The organism is Pseudomonas sp. WS 5503, from assembly GCF_012985385.1.
Classification (GTDB): Bacteria; Pseudomonadota; Gammaproteobacteria; order Pseudomonadales; family Pseudomonadaceae; genus Aquipseudomonas; species Aquipseudomonas paracarnis.
On sequence record NZ_JAAQWI010000018.1, the window covers coordinates 25,761 to 41,769 of the forward strand.

The following is a 16,009-nucleotide window of genomic DNA, read 5'->3' on the forward strand; positions in this document are numbered from 1 at the left end:
TGGACTGGCCCTGCCTCGCACCAATCCACCTGCGGCTATGGCCGCGATCATGCGAGGCCCGAAAATTACACGACCTGTACACGTCCGCCGAACCCGGAACGCAACAGAGCTTCGTGGGCATCCCGATCCGGGTCGTAGCAGCAGTCCTGGACCAAACGCACGTCGTAGTCCGCATCACTAGCCCAGGCGACGCTTGAAAGAACAACGCCGGTGGTGCTTATCCCGGCCATGACAAGCGTGCTTACGCCGCGCGTCCGAAGGTCGGCGTCGAGCGCCGTGCCATAAAAGACGCTGGCTCGCGGACATGCATAGAAAAGGTCGCCCCGTTCGATCGCAAGCCCTTCGACGGGCAGACCGGTGCGAAATCGTCCGCTCGGGAGATACGGTGAGATTTGGCGATTCGTCGCCGGCGGCGCATGTTCATACTCTTCGCCGAGCGAAAAGTTGGGGAACAGCACGGGCCGGCCGCGCAAGGCGTGCTGGCAGCCGTGCAGACCCTGCGTGAGATGAACGCCGACAACCTGCGCAAGGTGCCGGCCGATGCACCCACGGCCTTCATCAAGCCGCGCTGGAAGCCGCTGGTGATCACCCCGGAAGGCCTCGACCGGAAATTCTACGAAATCTGCGCCCTGTCCGAGCTGAAGAACGCCCTGCGCTCCGGCGACATCTGGGTCAAGGGCTCGCGGCAGTTCCGCGACTTCGACGACTACCTGCTGCCGGCCGAGAAGTTCGCCGCACTCAAGCGCGAGCAGGCCCTGCCCCTGGCGATCAACCCGAACAGCGACCAGTACCTGGAAGAGCGTTTGCAGCTGCTGGACGAGCAGTTGGCCACCGTCACCCGCCTGGCCAAGGACAACGAGCTGCCCGATGCCATCCTCACCGAGTCAGGGCTGAAAATCACCCCGCTGGATGCGGCGGTGCCGGATCGGGCGCAGGCGCTGATCGACCAAACCAGCCAGTTACTGCCGCGCATCAAGATCACCGAACTGCTGATGGACGTGGACGACTGGACGGGCTTCAGCCGCCACTTCACCCACTTGAAGGACGGGGCCGAGGCCAAAGACAGGACGTTGCTGCTGTCCGCAATCCTCGGTGATGCGATCAACCTCGGGCTGACCAAGATGGCCGAGTCGAGCCCCGGCCTGACCTACGCCAAGCTGTCCTGGCTGCAAGCCTGGCACATCCGCGACGAAACCTATTCGGCGGCCTTGGCCGAGCTGGTCAACCACCAGTATCGCCACGCCTTTGCCGCCCACTGGGGCGACGGCACGACCTCATCCTCCGATGGCCAGCGCTTCCGCGCGGGTGGCCGGGGCGAGAGCACCGGGCACGTCAACCCGAAGTACGGTAGCGAGCCGGGACGGCTGTTCTATACCCATATCTCCGACCAGTACGCGCCGTTCAGCACCCGCGTGGTGAATGTCGGCGTCCGCGATTCCACCTATGTGCTCGACGGCCTGCTGTACCACGAGTCCGACCTGCGGATCGAGGAGCACTACACCGACACGGCCGGCTTCACCGATCACGTCTTTGCCCTGATGCACCTGCTAGGCTTCCGCTTCGCGCCGCGCATCCGCGACCTCGGCGAAACCAAGCTGTACGTGCCGCAGGGCGTGCAAGCCTACCCGACGTTGCGCCCGCTGATCGGCGGCACCCTGAACATCAAGCACGTGCGTGCCCACTGGGACGACATCCTGCGCCTGGCCAGCTCGATCAAGCAGGGCACCGTCACCGCCTCGCTGATGCTGCGCAAGCTCGGCAGCTACCCGCGCCAGAACGGACTGGCCGTGGCCCTGCGCGAGCTGGGCCGGATCGAGCGCACGCTGTTCATCCTGGACTGGCTGCAAAGTGTTGAACTGCGCCGCCGCGTGCATGCCGGCCTGAACAAAGGTGAGGCGCGCAACTCGCTGGCCAGGGCGGTGTTCTTCAACCGCCTTGGGGAAATCAGGGATCGGAGCTTCGAGCAGCAGCGCTACCGGGCCAGCGGCCTCAACCTGGTGACGGCGGCTATCGTGCTGTGGAACACGGTGTACCTGGAACGCGCCACCCAGGGGTTGGTCGAGGCCGGCAAGCCGGTGGACGGCGAGCTGCTGCAATTCCTGTCGCCGCTGGGCTGGGAGCACATCAACCTAACCGGCGATTACGTCTGGCGGCAGAGCCGCAGACTGGAAGACGGGAAGTTTCGGCCCTTACGGATGCCCGGAAAACCTTAGCGTACGATTTTTTCCGAATTCTGCGGGCTCCCCGTTTGGAGGTGCACTGGCGGTTCAGACCCGTTGTGAGCCTCCCGCCAGGCGAATTGAAACGGCCTTGGCCATCAGCCAGGACTGCTTACATTTTCTGTATCTTTCGATTTTTGTAAGGTGGCTGGCCATCCGGCAGGACTAAACAATAAAGGTTGTCACAAACAGTGTGCACCCCGCTCTGTTCGGACAACTAACTGTCCTCAACCACCCGGCAAGTGTAGGTTTGGCCTAGTCAGAGGGGGTGTTGTGACAACCTTTATTCTTTCTAGTCGTGCGGAAAAGTGGCTGGTCAGCCAGCAGGGCGAAACAATAAAGGTTGTCACAACCAGGGCACCCCGCTCTGCTCGGACGGCTAACTGCCGTCAAGCAGCAGGACAGCCTATGTTTGCCCAGTCAAAGGAGGTGTTGTGACAGCCTTTATTCTTTGTAATCGTGCGGAAAAACAGGTGGGCTGATGTCAGAGCCACTCCTGGTGGGCCAGCTTACAAGGGGGGACACACGTTTCGCCGGGGCATCGTCGATAACCTCTCCCTTTCAGCCCGCCGTGGAAGGTTAATGTTGTGACGTCCTTGGTCATGATTTGTATGCTCCACGTTCAGTTATCCAGCCTGGCAGGCACTGACGAAGGTCCATATGTTTTTAGGTTGGCGACAAGGACATTGATCCTGGCCAACGCTGCTGATTGTTCAGTTGCAGGTGCATTCAGGGCTTGTGCTTTGACCTCGGCAACTAGCAGTGCAATTGGCTTGTTCGGCTGTTCGGTGGACATGAGACGTTCCTATTGGTACGGCCGCACTAACATAACGGCACCTGGCGTTCTGCCCACCTGGGCGATGTGACACGGCCGCTGACCGGTTGGACGTGGAGCGTCATGATGAATGAGGCTGTCAGCCTAGCTTGTCTGAGTGTATGAACGCATTGCCGTAGTTAACGTCCTCGTACGGGGCAGCCATTGCAATGCCCGAAGCGCGCGTCATGTCGCAGTACATCGCCAGTAACCGCAGCGTCGTTTTTCTCATTGTCGAATGGCTGCGGTATAGGGTGTCTGGATTGATTCTGAGGCCGTAATCAGAGAGCCGGCATTGCACGAAATCAGTGAGAGTGTGCCGATTGTCATAGGCACTGAAGACCGCAGGGACCTTGAGATCCGAAAGCCTCACCGTTCCGGGGTTGTTGGGGTATTGATTCCTAGCGGCATGGGCATACTCGACCATCAGTTGTTCATGAACCATGCCCGCCCCCAAAATGCCCAACCAGCTGCCCAGGGTCCCGGTGTGCATCCGAAAACGCACCTTCCGCTTGCTCCATTCGGCGAAGAACCCCTGAACCTGCAATGGATCTTCAAGATCCCGCCAGCAGATCAGAGGGATGCCACTCAGGCTTTTCTTGTTGAGTGCTTCATTGAAATGCCTTTGAATATCCAAAAGGCGATCGACCGTTTCTTCTGTCAGGCTGAGATTCCGCATACGGAGGTATACGGCGCTACCCTCATCCTTGCTAATCATCATGTTGAAGGCGTGGACAATCATCTGGTAATCGGCGAGCAAGGCTATGCGTGTAATGAAGGAATCGCTGAATTCATCCGTGATTCGATCCGGATTGTTCTTGGTTACCGGCAAAACTCCAGAAACGATCAGCCAACAGTAAACACCTAATGGCGCGTCTTTGAACTCACTGACAAAGCATCGTGTGAGCAGATCTCGCCTGACTAGAGGCGAGTAGCCAGCGAACTCCCCTATCAATACCTCAGCTATCTCCAATGCAGGATTGGCCAAAACCCCAGTGCTTTTTTCCGTAACCACAGTCATGTAGGCCATCTGGTAGTCATTCCAGAAGTTGTCGACTGCTTCAATCTGCTCAGAGGAAAGATTTGGTGGCGGAGGTACATTCGGATTTACCTGCATCAACTCCTCGGTGGTGTTGGCCAGGCTCACCTCAAGGATGAAAAACACCAAATGCTTTATGACTTCAGCCTCTCGGCCCGAATGCCGGCACTCGACCATTTGCGTGACCCGCTCAACAATCCTTCGGAGCTGCGAGCGTTCTTCGGCATCCATGCCTACGTGAACGACCAAATCGTTGAAGAAGACCAAATCAAGAAAATCCAGACCTGCCCTATGTGCCTTGGTCATGCGCGGCATGTGCCCTACCCTTTTTTGTCTGCCTCTGAGACACCAACCGCTACACCCGCGCCAGCCGCAGCACCTAATACTGCTCCGGTCGAAGCCACTACAGTGGCGCCTACCGCCATTCCACCACCGCCTGCGGCGAGAGCCCCTCCTCCAACAGCCGCCAGTGAGGCGTTTGTCAACGCAACGCCTGTGAGTGAGCTAATCGCTGTCCCTGATGCCGTTGCGCCCAACAACCCTGCAGATCCGGCGGCTGCGGCGAGTGGACCTGCAAAAGCCAGCGCTGTACCACCAGTGGCCAGCGTACCAAGGCATACCAATGCGGCTTTGCCAGGGTTTTCGACCACGATGTCGACCGCAGATACTGCTAGATCACCTACAGTGCCAACCGCGCTGCCAACCAAATCAAAAAGCGAGTCAAAAAAAGACATGTTGAACTCCAGGTTACGCTCGAAAGACATTTCCGAACGGCTTGGAGGCAATTCTGTTCTGACGACATGAGGCTGACTATTGCGAAAAATGTAGTACCTTTTCCTACACTAGCACAGCGCAGAAACCAGCACGTCCAAGATCAATCAGCTAGGCCACCCGAAATAACGGGGCATTCGTGTTACTGAAATCCCGAGTGAGCGGTTGGCTATGTGCGCCAGATAAGGACGTTAGAATGTCCCGTAATACACACTGACGAGGACACCAGGACTATGCTCGAAATCAACCCATCTTCAGAGACCAAGCAACGCGTCGATGACCTCTATTCCGCCGCCTGTAAACACGGCACAACCTATGAGGCCGTCGTCCACTCTACGTTCTGCGATTCGATGCTGGATGAGTTTTCCGATCAGGAGTCTGACAAGCCCGCTTTCGCTTATGCGCGTGAGACCTATGGATATCAAACCCAAGAGGAGCTCCGGGCGACTCAAGCAGAAGACTGGGATAACGGAGTTTGCTCGCACGGCTTGGATTCTATGACCTGTCCCGCCGGGTGCTTTGAGCAAGACTGATCCTCGATGGCGGTACACGAATAACCGAAATAGACAGGACTTAAGGCAACCATGGAACTCAACCCCTATCGCAAGCGATTTGAGGCCGCATCTGCGGCTCTACTGGTAGCCAAAAAGAATGTCGAAGAGCAGCACACTCTCCTCGGGTGGCTCCACTGTTTTAACGAAGTGGAGGCCAAGGCGTCACTTGAACTAGCGCGAGCGCGAGTGGGGACAATTCAGAAAGAGTTGAACTCAACTCGTATGGGTAGCCCCTACCTTGCGACCTGGGCGCCACTATCTGTAAGTGAAATCATAAAGCTGCGCCTGTTTGGCACAATACCCCATCCAAAATGTGAGTCGAAGCCGAAGGTAGACACTGAGCGTGAGGCTAAGATTGCCAAACTCGAGTCTGAGCTCAAAATTCAGATCGGCGCCGTCGAGAAAATCTACTACCAGATCCAGTTCCATAAAACCTTGGACTGGCTAGAGGCAGATGCCGAAATCGCCACCTATAACCGCCAAGTCGCAGACCTTGAACCCGACGTCGCTAAACTCGATGCGGATGTCAGACGGTTTGACGAGCACCTGGTGGATCCGCTGCGTGAAATGAAAAAGCTAACCGGTGAGTTGGCCTTGGCTATCGAGGCTCGGGCGTCTGCGGCTGAATTTGACCTTCGGTTCAAAGCTGCACCGGACGCAATTAGCCGGCGGGTCGTACAGCAACAATGCTTCAACCTGTTTGGGCTCGAAGACACGGATAAAGCTGTCCGTATCAAAACCGGTCAGGTGGAGTCTCTGCAGCGCAATCTTGCAAAAGTTGAGACACGAATTGCTGAGTTGCAAAAGCGTGAAAGCAGGGGCATTACCCGCCTTGTCATCGATGGCACAAACCTCTGCTATCGGGGCAGGAACCCGAATCGCAAATTCATCGGTGTGGTTGCACTCACTCACCTGGTTCCGACCCTTCAGCAACTGTGGCCTGGCGTCGAGATCATAATCTGCTTCGATCCGGGGACTTTGAAGAACTCGGCGAAACTTTGGCCAGATGGTGAAAAGCATTTCCATCACTCAGTTCAGATCCACGAGATCGCACCAGGACACAAAGCAGATGAGAGCATCATCGAACTCGCAAGTGGTGAGACTGAGTACATCTTAAGCAATGATACGTTCCGAGACTTTCAGAATCGTCCTCCTGTCAAAAAAGGCCGCGTATTCAAGGCTGACATCACGACAAACGACATTCTGGTAGTGGAGCTCGCGGCACACGCTAGATTCGGCTCTTCCCAGAGTGTGCCATTCAACGCCATTCCTCTTAAAAGCCCTGAAGCGTCAGCATGATCGTGAAGTTTGCCGGTCAGTTGAATGCCCTGGCCAGCAACTGCGGCAGTATCACCCCGCCCTTCCCTACCAACGAGATTTCATTCTCACTGGACACAGCTACCCGGTCTGGGTTGATGTGAATCACTACGGCGCCGGAGCTTAGCGCCTGCTTTGGCAGCGCGGCCGCTGGATAGACCGCTCCGGATGTTCCGATCGACAAAAGCACATCGCACTCAGCAACAGCCGCAACTGCTGCCTCCCATACGTCCAGGGGCAGCGATTCACCAAACCAAACGACCCCCGGCCGGCACAACCCTCCACACTCAGGGCAAACCGGCGGTTCAATACGGCTTCCATAACCAAGGTTATAGCCATCAACATCAGGGACATCCATAGGGATTGCGCACTCGAAGCACCGCGGACTGCTCAGACTCCCATGCAGGTGAAGCACGTTCTCTGAGGAGGCCCGCTCGTGAAGAGAATCAACGTTTTGAGTAACGATGGTGATTTTTGAAACAAGACGACCCAGCTGGGCGACCGCTGCATGACCCGGATTGGGCAGCACGCTTTGCGCCTGGGCCCTTCTCCATTCATACCAACCCCAAACAAGTGACGGGTCTGCCTTAAAGGCTTGTGCTGTGGCCAGGCGCTGAGCATCGAATGGCTCCCACAGTCCGGTCAGTGCATCACGGAATGTGGCAATGCCGCTTTCAGAAGAAGCCCCAGCGCCAGTGAAGACCACGATCTTGTTGGCGCATTTGAGGTATGCAGCGGAAGTCTCTAAAAGCTGATTCATTGGCTTGTGCTCAACATTACGTTGGCCTAGCGGACCATGGACGGACTGATGGAATCAAGCGTGAGGTAACGACGCAGGAGAAACTTGAGGGCTTTAGAGATGACTACAGCTGGCCGCCCGCTTCAGGTCTTAGGCTTGAAAAGAGAGCAATAGCCTTCGGGTTTTTCTGCCGCACGGCGTACTCAAGGGCAACATACGCGGGTTCGCTGCGACCTTGGCTGAAGAGCAGCTGGGCCAGGTCGAATGCCGCATTAGCGTCTCCCTCCGCGTACTTCATGGTCAACTTCTGCTCCTGCAGGCTTGGCTTGCGAAGATCAGCTTTGGCCATACCCTTTTCTGGAGTTGGTTCGATGTGCTCAGTAGGCTTTTGTATCGATCCCGGTACCGGCCGGGGGGTGTGCGGTTGCTTTGGGATGGGCCTAGATAGCGTACGATGTGGATCAGGTTCCGGATGTACAAATGCCGCCTTTGGTATGGCCACCACCGGGGGTTGCATGGTGGCCAGGTCCATGTAGATCACTCTCTCCCGTGATAACGGGTGAGGAGTGTCGATCGGTACCCACCTGCTGGCTATCCCGTGATCGATCTTGTACCACTGCTGGGTTAGAGACTTCTCAATCACAGGAACATTTGGGTTCGCAGGGGAGCTGGAGCATCCAGTCAAAGCCAGGCCCAAGGCAAAAACGTAAAACACATTCATCTTTAATCTTCCAGATTGAAGAGAGCAGCGCCAGCGGAGGTAGACGGACACAGCTCCTCAACAAATGTCCGTCCTACTCCCCGGCTCTTGCCAGACTCAAGATCGAAGCCTTGAGCCGGACCGCCCACACTGTCGTTGAATGTCAGCCCTTCTGGTTGCGCTTGAGGGCATCAGTCAGTTGGGTTGGAAGGCTCTTGATCATCAGGGTGCCGGCAGTTTCGTCATATTCGATCTTCGAACCCAAAAGATGAGCTTCAAAACTGATCGAAAGCCCTTCTGCTCGCCCAGTGAATTTGCGGAATTGGTTGAGGGTGCGCTTGTCGGCCGGGATCTCCGGCGACAGACCGTAGTCTTTGTTACGGATGTGGTCGTAGAAGGCTTGCGGCCGATCCTCATCGATCAGCGACGACAGCTCTTCCAGGCTGACTGCCGCGCCTTGCTTCGTCTGGTTGACAGCGTATTCAACGAGGGTACTGACCTTCTCGCGGGCCGATTCCTCAGGGAGGTCTTCACTCTCCACAAAGTCGCTGAATGCCTTTAGCAGAGTCCGTGTTTCACCCGGACCGTCGACACCCTCCATGCAGCCGATGAAATCGCGGAAATATTCCGAAATCCTCTTACCGTTCTTGCCCTTGATGAACGAGATGTACTGCTTCGACTGCTTGTTGTTTTGCCACTCGGAGATGTTGATGCGTGCGGCCAGGTGGAGCTGGCCAACATCGAGGTGTCGCGAGGGTGTGACATCCAGTGTGTCAGTAACTGTGACGCCTTCGCTGTGATGCAACAGCGCAATGCTGAGGTAGTCGGTCATGCCCTGCACATAATGAGCAATGAGAACGTGCCCGCCGGTGGAGAGATTTGACTCTTCCATCAGCTTGGTCAAATGTTCGATCGACACATTCGAGAATTCGAGGAAAGTAGTTTCCTGCTTCAAATATTTGCTGAGCCAGCCACTGAATGGGTGAGCGCCTGATTCTGGATGAAACAAGCCCCAGGCCTTTCCCTGCTTGGCGTTGTAGGCGTCATTCAGATCTGCCATCAGGGTTTCAGTCGTCTGAGACTCTGCCGGCAGTTCGTGGTCAGCAAAAAGGATGACCGCGGGATTGCCGTCGGGTTTTTTGTCGATATGGTGAATGACAATCTGCTTTATAGGCATGGTGGCGCGTCCTGTACTTGGCTGTTCTGGCGTATGAGTTCCGCCAGATCTAGGCCCCGCAATATGCGAGGGCATAATTGATGAGGTTAAGCAGGGATCAAGGCCCGGCGAGCTGCACGAGCAAAGTCAGCAAGATCGGCATGCTGAATCCACTCCTCAATCATCAGTGCAGCGTTGGGAGTCGTTCTTTGAGCCACCAGCAGGCCAGCTTCAGCTGCGTGAATACGCTGAAGCGGATCAAGCTCATAGCCAGTAGCGGCCTCGATCAAGCTGAGCAGCTCGTATGGCTCCTTGGAGAAACTGGCAAACGGATTGATCACAGCACTTGGCTGGTCACTGCTGAATTGCAAGAGAGTGCCCATCACAAGGGGCTGAGGCTCTAGGTTGATCATGGTATTTGGTCGACTCTCGGTCTCTGGCGTCTAATGGCCATCATAACTTGTGATTCGCCAAGGCCCAGCCAGATGCCCCCTCTCAAATTCGTCGTGGCCTTTTGAGTGCTCAACCGCACAGGTTCAGAGTTACTCACGGCTTAGTCCGCTGGCGGCACAAGAGAGCCACGATCAGGAGAATCCCTGCGATTACGAGGATGATGCTGGGTAAAGGAACTCCAAGGATTTGAAAATCTGCAACCATACCCAGCAGAGGTATAAACCGCTGACCTGGGTCTGGGCGGTGCGCTGATAGGTAGGCGCCTACCACCGCAAACCAAACTGAAGCCATCAGGATGGCTGGTTGAAACAAGTTGATGATGAGGCCGGCAACGGCCCCAAGTACCACACCGAACAGAATGTAAGGTGCGAGGATGAGCAGGAATGCAAGTTCCAGGAGAGAGTACATGCAAGAGCCCCAGGTCAGTGCCTCGCTGACTTGGTTTGAGCAAGATCTAACGAGGCTGGTTGATGACCTGTTGCAACATAACGCCGCCAGCCCTTTTGACTAGGGGCGCCTTGACAGTCTAGCGATCGAGGCTTGACTCAATCCCCCATCGTATTAATCAACTGCATGAGGTTTACGGGCTTGGCGCGGGGCATTTCGTCACTGACATACAGATACTTGTGATCGAAGGCCTCCTTCCGGCGACTGCTCTCAAGCTCAATGGACGAGGAGATCCGATTGATACGCGCCTGCTGATTCTTAAGTGCGGCGACATAACCCTCATACTGCACAGCCACCTCATGGATAGAAGTCAGCAAGATCACGCCGTTGTACCACTGCCCCAGGGCAATTTGAGAAGGTACCATCCTCAAGAAACGGAAGCGCCCCCCCCCTTGAAACCCTGCCTGCAGCAGCACCACCGCACAGAAAATGTCCACGAGGCGAAGGGTTGCGGGGAAATGATCACCAAAGGCGCCTTGAGCGTGAACCGCAACGACGGCGTAAAGCACATCAGGGTGAAAACCGGCGAGTTCGGGAAACCAGCTCACCATCTTTTGCGACACGTCTTTAACCCGCTCGGTTTGATCACTGCCATCAAATAGCTCATAGATCAGGTCGCCAGCCAGCTGCTCAAGTACCACAGACGTGGTCGCTGCCTCCACCCTTGTGAGTAGTTCGCCCGATGTTGCTGCCTCGGTTAACTGAGCAACGGCTTTTTCATTCTTCCGGTTGATGATGCTTTCAGCGCGAACTTGGAGTTCGATCGATACGGGAGGCAGGAAAACCTTGTTCTCCAGATCCTTCGACCATGCAAACCTTTCACGATGGTCAATAGCCGGTGGCGCAACGTAATCGGGGAACAAGTCAGAAAGATCGGACTCGGCTAGCCATGGCTCAACTTCGTAATAGGTGTTCTGCAAAGACTGACGATCGGCGTGGCTAACGCGAATAGCCTTACCATCCAAGCCCCAAATTGTTAAGTTTCCGCGCCCCCCTCCACGCAGAATCTCTTGAGAACCGGCGAACAGATTTGGCACAAGATCCAGCTCATGCGGATTGGCTGCAGGTTGGTTCAGCGGGTCAGTGACAGCCCCCGGGGAACGAGCGCCAGGCTTAAGCTGATACACAAGGTCATTACCTTTCGGCACACTCAAAGAGTTATGCCCCTGCGACGACCCCCCCTGTACATATGTACCAGTCAGGGTCATGGCAAGACCTTCTGCGACTTCAATATCGGTCAGAAACAACCGAGGCAAGAAGCTACCGTGTGCTTTGTGGCGGATACCACGACCGATGCACACTCCAGATTCTACATACAGCCAGACTGCCTCATGATCTGGGACCGTGAGCCCGTCCTGGATGAGTTGCGAGAGTGGAATCCAGCATTGGGGAATGAGGGTCTCGCGAAGGTAGGTGTCGATGGCATCATCGGAGCCAGCATCAAACAAGCCATTTGGATTGATGATCGCTTCTTTGAAGCGCGAAGAGAGAATGGCGTCGTAGAGCACAGTGAACGTGCCCCAGTGGAAAGCTGCGACTTTATGCTTAACGCACAGCTCAAAGCTCGGGGCCCCGTTACGGAAGAATCGCAGCTGCTCATCATGCCACTTGGGCGTCGACACACCTATGTCCTGCGCCAAGTGCGAACTTGCTGCAACCCCGCGAGCCTTCAGCCTAGCAGAGCGCAAAGCTTCAACAGTGAACTGGTCGATACTAAGCCCATACAATCGAGCCCGGCCTGCGCGCAGCCATGCTTCAACAAAGGGAATGTTCGCGACCTTTACCAATCCATCCGCTGCGACAAGCCGAATATCGAACCGGGTGATCGGGGCCGCCGGCGCAGGAATCACGTCTTCAGCAGCTTTAATCACTTCATGAAAGTCGTTGTAGCCGAAAACCTTGGCAACCAGCTCACGCATGCGGTCAGGGTTCTTATGATCAATGAGATCAAGCCCGCGGAACAGACGTTTCGCGATGCCTTTGAATTCTTGGATATCGGTTTTCTGAAATGGGATACGGGTCATCACAATCGCCTTGAAGGTTACGCCTGGCCAATGCCTAGACGTGAAGGTATGCGCGATGAACGATGGTTGCTGGCTGACCTGTGGTGTGCGCAAAACCGACTTCAGGGTGTGACGTGTATCAGTAACTCGTTGCACAGCTGATGAAGCTCTTTATCCCGAGGTAACACGTACCAAGCCACGCCAGCGGCCCATTTCGAGACCCGGAAATCATAGGGCATCAGAAAACAGCTTGGCAAGATGATTTTTGGTTGAGTGCTTTTTGCTGGCTTCGTGAAGGTGGCTGAACCAAGTCGGACCTATATGAAAATTTTCGCCCTGCTGGCCATAAAAAACCGACGGCATTTTATCGGCTTGCCTACCTTGGGAGCTCGCGGAAAAAATCATTTTTTGCACCGAAATGAGGCGATCTGCTTACTATTTTCGCGGCAGACGGCCACTTGAATTTTGCGCCTTGGTTTTGGGTTGTATCCCTCAACAGCTGTGAAATGATTCGATCCGGAGTGTCATTTATAACAGCTTGAGGTTGTCATGTACCCAACCCGTCAGTCAGGTTTTTCACTTTTAGAACTGGCCGTTAGCATCGCGATTATGGCAATGATGGCTGCTGCTACCGTGCCTTCGTTTATGGAAAACATAAACGAAAAGCGAGCGGACCTGACTGCGCAAGAGACTCAGACCATCCTTGATGCGGCTCGCACCTATCGAGGGGAAAAAGGCTCCTGGCCAGGGGCAAGTCTCTGCGCTAACGCAATCACGGTACTAAAAGGAACCACGCCCCCTTATCTCGCTGGTGTATCAACCGTAAACAAGTACAACTCTCCCATAACGACCTCATGCACAGCCAACACCTTCAGCGTTGACCAGAACACCATCGCGGATTGGGACGGTGTCGTAGCTAATAATCTGCCCGGGACAACGGTCGTCTCATCAAGCACTCACCTCATCCGCAGCACAGTCGGTGTTCCAGGGAGTGAAGCGGCACTAAGCGAAAAGCTCTCTCGAACAGCCCAAGCCAATGCTGAGTTGAACCGGATGCGAACCACATTGTTGATGGGCAACAACAACATCACAGAGGTCAACAACGTCGATACGGTCTCTGTGACTGCTAGTGGGGGGATATCGGCCCAGACGATGAATTCATCGGGTCGAACGACAGTTGGTGACCTCGCCATCTCCGGCACTAACACCGAATCCGCCGCGTGCTCCCCGAATGGCCTAGTGAGCAGATCTGCAGCCGGCACACCGCTCTATTGCACCAGTGGCAAATGGGTCAAGCAGGTTGCATACAACCCGGGCAATGTCAGCGCTGGACAGGGATGCGGCGACTTTGCCAAGGGATCAATTGCATTCGACTCTTCAGGAAAGATGTTCGTCTGCAAGTGAGTGGATTAGTCCCTCAACGGACCAGGCGTGCAATCAAAGCGAAGCTCCGCACTGACATCAGTTCTAACAGCGGAGTTTAACTCCTCCGTCTTTGGCAATTCGTGCACAGCAGTATTCCATCGAAAGCCGTACCTCAATTACCCAGTGGCGCTGATCATGACCGACCCGTTACCGATAGAAAGCTGCCTATTGGGCAGTCAATTACAAGCCACTTTGCGTCAAATCCAACGTAGTGAACATAGGTCAAAGGTATCTCGGCGTTCGCTGCAAAAAAGGATGCGCTCCCTAAGAGGCAGTATTACTGCCGCCGTGGCTCTTTTTGCTGCTGCAATTGTGCCATGGTCACAAGCATCTACCTGGGCTCCGATCCGGACAACGTCTGGCCCGTCAGGCTGGGAGTCCGTGGTATGTGACAACGCTACCAATGGATGGCGTTCTTGCGAAATGGGCCTGAAAGTTGAACTCGTAGCCAACCCAGCTTCTATTGCAGCTACAGGAGAGGTCACCACCATTACTGCCACTGTCACTGACTATTTCGGCGGCAACGTAGGAGCAGGTACCAACCTAGCGTGGAGCACAACGAGTGGCACTCTCGGAGCTTCTCAAACGGCGACAGATGTAAATGGTCAGACAAGCGTAACTCTGCGCTCATCGAACGTTATTGGCGGTGCAACAGTCACTGCGGCAACCGTAACCAATGAGGGGCAAGGTTCATTGTATGTCCCATTCACAGATGCTTGGGCGGCGATAGCTCCCATCTACACGGGATGGGCCAACTATGACAGCCCTTACAGCTGCTCGGGCTGGACACCGGATCCAAGCACTGTTCCAGCAGGCAGCGCTTTTACGCATTCACAAAATTGCTATCAAAATCAGATTGCTTATCGACAGGATCGACAGCAGAGCCTAGTAACCGGTCAGATCGTGAACGTTGGGGGGCCAGTACCAGCGTACCAAACAATCCTCATAACGCAGCAGCAGGCAGCAATCGGCACGCAGGCGCCTGCGACGCCGCCCCCTCCCGCAGCAGCGACTTGCGAATGGGTCGGGCAGAAGAACAATAACGATATGTACAGCCGTAAGGGATGGACGTATCTCACCAATAACAATACCTGGCTGCTTTACGATGTAGGGCCCACCGGTGTCGGGGCAAGTGCGGGTAAGAACTGGCGTGGTCCCGTCGACTACAACGGCTATAGGTACACCGTAGGAGCCAAGGCAGGAACGATGACTGCGGGTCGAAACTTTGAGTACGACCTTTATCAAATGTGCAAGGCTCCCTTATAAACTTGCACCGACTGGAGCGGGCAGAAAACCTCCGCTCACTCCGTGTGACTCGAACGATGGGTCATTTCACCTAACGTCATAGCCCACGTAGCCCAATTGATCTGCAAGGCCCTGCGTCTATAAGCCAAGTCTGCGGCGCAGCCATGGCGCTCGCTTGTCTGAAATCCCCTGGTCGGAATTGACTGAAACAAGGGGCCGGGATCTATACTGTGCATCCATACAGCATCGTGATTTCATTCCGTGATCATTACTAGCCTGCGCCAACTCACAGCTTCCGAAGTCCCTGGCCTGATTTGTGTTCTGTCAGGCAGGTTCTCCGGTGGGTTCCCGAGCCCTGCCGCGGACCACTACGAGCCGCCTATTTCCCTTGACGAGCTTGTTGATCTGCGAGCACCCCATGTATGGCTTGGGGAGGCAGAGGGTGTGTCGATGCTGCCGTGCGGCATTGTTTCTGGCAGCCGGTTGATAATTGATAGAGCTAGGACACCAAAAATTGGCGATGTCGTGGTTGCTTATATATGCAATCAGCCTGTAGTGAAGCGGCTGGACAAATCTCAAAATGGATCGTGGGTTCTGAGTTCTGACAATCCAGAATACCCACCAATTGAAGGTTCCGAGGAGATAGAGGTTTTTGGAGTTGTAACATGGAGCCTGACCCATCATGCGTCATGACAAACCTACCTACGCGCTTATTGATTGCAACCGTTTTTACTGCTCATGCGAAAGACTATTTCGACCAGACTTAAGAAACACTCCAATAGTAACGTTGTCAAATAATGACGGTTGCATAATTGCGCTCACTGATGAAGCAAAAGCGCTAGGACTTAGGATGGGTGACCCCTACTTTAAGATCAAAGACTTCTTGAGAGATAACGGAGTTGTAGCATTTTCTAGCAACTACGCTTTGTACGGCGACATCAGCTCAAGAGTTCAGCAAACCATTGAAAGTATGGTCCCGCGGGCGGAAGTTTACTCAATAGATAAGAGTAAGTTGTATAGTGTGGACGCATAAGCTATTGAGTTCTATCTATGGACATTGTTAAGCGTCCCAGGGGCGTTGAATGGCGACGCTAGAGCGCATTCATTTCGTGCCCCATTACCTCGTG

At 55.0% G+C, this 16,009-nt stretch carries 14 protein-coding genes and 2 pseudogenes; 7 read left to right on the plus strand and 9 right to left on the minus strand.

The genetic code is table 11. The annotated features are described in order from the left end of the window. Positions 1-65: 65 nt before the first annotated feature. Positions 66-458 (minus strand): isochorismatase family cysteine hydrolase, encoded by a 393-nt coding sequence (locus tag HBO10_RS30605; protein WP_001351729.1) that lies wholly within the window; start codon positions 456-458, stop codon positions 66-68. A 3-nt stretch (positions 459-461) separates the two neighbouring features. Between HBO10_RS30605 and HBO10_RS30610 the strand changes: the two are divergent. Continuing rightward, positions 462-2,213 (plus strand): annotated as a pseudogene (locus HBO10_RS30610) (Tn3-like element TnAs1 family transposase); the annotation flags it as partial. Positions 2,214-2,841: 628 nt separating this feature from the next. Here HBO10_RS30610 and HBO10_RS30615 read toward each other — a convergent pair. Together HBO10_RS30615 and HBO10_RS30620 are read right to left on the minus strand one after the other, a co-directional pair. Next, positions 2,842-3,015 (minus strand): hypothetical protein, encoded by a 174-nt coding sequence (locus HBO10_RS30615; RefSeq protein WP_161952138.1) that lies wholly within the window; start codon positions 3,013-3,015, stop codon positions 2,842-2,844. Positions 3,016-3,133: 118 nt separating this feature from the next. Then, positions 3,134-4,387, minus strand: a complete 1,254-nt coding sequence (locus tag HBO10_RS30620) for a hypothetical protein (protein ID WP_078465730.1) — start codon at positions 4,385-4,387, stop codon at positions 3,134-3,136. Between the two features lie 689 nt (positions 4,388-5,076). On the opposite strand from HBO10_RS30620, the gene HBO10_RS30625 reads away from it, so the two are divergent. Beyond that, complete coding sequence (locus HBO10_RS30625; RefSeq protein ID WP_078465728.1) at positions 5,077-5,376, plus strand: hypothetical protein; 300 nt, start codon at positions 5,077-5,079, stop codon at positions 5,374-5,376. A gap of 51 nt (positions 5,377-5,427) precedes the next feature. Further along, entirely contained in the window at positions 5,428-6,696 is a 1,269-nt protein-coding gene (locus tag HBO10_RS30630) for a hypothetical protein (protein WP_078465727.1), read from the plus strand. Between the two features lie 16 nt (positions 6,697-6,712). On the opposite strand, the gene HBO10_RS30635 is transcribed toward HBO10_RS30630, so the two are convergent. From HBO10_RS30635 to HBO10_RS30660, 6 genes are all read right to left on the minus strand, one after another. Then, on the minus strand, positions 6,713-7,474 hold the full coding sequence (locus HBO10_RS30635) for an NAD-dependent deacylase (protein WP_169904218.1): 762 nt from the start codon (positions 7,472-7,474) through the stop codon (positions 6,713-6,715). Between the two features lie 103 nt (positions 7,475-7,577). Next, positions 7,578-7,802 (minus strand): hypothetical protein, encoded by a 225-nt coding sequence (locus HBO10_RS30640; protein ID WP_169904219.1) that lies wholly within the window; start codon positions 7,800-7,802, stop codon positions 7,578-7,580. 514 nt (positions 7,803-8,316) lie between these two features. After that, complete coding sequence (gene yejK / locus HBO10_RS30645) at positions 8,317-9,330, minus strand: nucleoid-associated protein YejK (RefSeq protein WP_078468049.1); 1,014 nt, start codon at positions 9,328-9,330, stop codon at positions 8,317-8,319. 86 nt (positions 9,331-9,416) lie between these two features. Continuing rightward, entirely contained in the window at positions 9,417-9,722 is a 306-nt protein-coding gene (locus HBO10_RS30650) for a hypothetical protein (RefSeq protein ID WP_078468048.1), read from the minus strand. 133 nt (positions 9,723-9,855) lie between these two features. Then, the gene (locus tag HBO10_RS30655; RefSeq protein ID WP_078468047.1) at positions 9,856-10,170 is read right to left on the minus strand and encodes a hypothetical protein; all 315 of its coding nucleotides are present in this window, start codon (positions 10,168-10,170) and stop codon (positions 9,856-9,858) included. Between the two features lie 137 nt (positions 10,171-10,307). Further along, positions 10,308-12,233 carry a hypothetical protein gene (locus HBO10_RS30660; protein WP_078468046.1) on the minus strand — a complete coding sequence of 642 codons (1,926 nt, stop codon included), beginning with the start codon at positions 12,231-12,233 and terminating at the stop codon, positions 10,308-10,310. Between the two features lie 528 nt (positions 12,234-12,761). On the opposite strand from HBO10_RS30660, the gene HBO10_RS30665 reads away from it, so the two are divergent. The 4 genes and pseudogenes from HBO10_RS30665 to HBO10_RS30680 form a co-directional block, all read left to right on the plus strand. Further along, a complete protein-coding gene (locus HBO10_RS30665) occupies positions 12,762-13,616 on the plus strand; it encodes a type II secretion system protein (protein ID WP_078468045.1) in 855 nt (284 codons plus the stop codon). 444 nt (positions 13,617-14,060) lie between these two features. Next, positions 14,061-14,903 (plus strand): Ig-like domain-containing protein, encoded by an 843-nt coding sequence (locus tag HBO10_RS30670; RefSeq protein WP_169904220.1) that lies wholly within the window; start codon positions 14,061-14,063, stop codon positions 14,901-14,903. Between the two features lie 240 nt (positions 14,904-15,143). Next, positions 15,144-15,575, plus strand: a complete 432-nt coding sequence (locus HBO10_RS30675; protein WP_078468043.1) for a S24 family peptidase — start codon at positions 15,144-15,146, stop codon at positions 15,573-15,575. Then, positions 15,565-15,891 (plus strand): annotated as a pseudogene (locus HBO10_RS30680) (DNA polymerase V subunit UmuC); the annotation flags it as partial. The gene HBO10_RS30675 and the pseudogene HBO10_RS30680, both read left to right, overlap by 11 nt. Between the last annotated feature and the right edge of the window lie 118 nt (positions 15,892-16,009).

Bases quoted from the DNA above. Each gene is read 5' to 3' on its own strand.
- HBO10_RS30640 (WP_169904219.1), bottom strand. From the start codon at position 7,802: ATGGCCAAAGCTGATCTTCGCAAGCCAAGCCTGCAGGAGCAGAAGTTG.
- yejK (WP_078468049.1), bottom strand. From the start codon at position 9,330: ATGCCTATAAAGCAGATTGTCATTCACCATATCGACAAAAAACCCGAC.
- HBO10_RS30655 (WP_078468047.1), bottom strand. From the start codon at position 10,170: ATGTACTCTCTCCTGGAACTTGCATTCCTGCTCATCCTCGCACCTTAC.
- HBO10_RS30630 (WP_078465727.1), top strand. From the start codon at position 5,428: ATGGAACTCAACCCCTATCGCAAGCGATTTGAGGCCGCATCTGCGGCT.
- HBO10_RS30615 (WP_161952138.1), bottom strand. From the start codon at position 3,015: ATGTCCACCGAACAGCCGAACAAGCCAATTGCACTGCTAGTTGCCGAG.
- HBO10_RS30625 (WP_078465728.1), top strand. From the start codon at position 5,077: ATGCTCGAAATCAACCCATCTTCAGAGACCAAGCAACGCGTCGATGAC.
- HBO10_RS30660 (WP_078468046.1), bottom strand. From the start codon at position 12,233: ATGACCCGTATCCCATTTCAGAAAACCGATATCCAAGAATTCAAAGGC.
- HBO10_RS30650 (WP_078468048.1), bottom strand. From the start codon at position 9,722: ATGATCAACCTAGAGCCTCAGCCCCTTGTGATGGGCACTCTCTTGCAA.
- HBO10_RS30665 (WP_078468045.1), top strand. From the start codon at position 12,762: ATGTACCCAACCCGTCAGTCAGGTTTTTCACTTTTAGAACTGGCCGTT.
- HBO10_RS30620 (WP_078465730.1), bottom strand. From the start codon at position 4,387: ATGCCGCGCATGACCAAGGCACATAGGGCAGGTCTGGATTTTCTTGAT.
- HBO10_RS30670 (WP_169904220.1), top strand. From the start codon at position 14,061: ATGGGCCTGAAAGTTGAACTCGTAGCCAACCCAGCTTCTATTGCAGCT.
- HBO10_RS30635 (WP_169904218.1), bottom strand. From the start codon at position 7,474: ATGAATCAGCTTTTAGAGACTTCCGCTGCATACCTCAAATGCGCCAAC.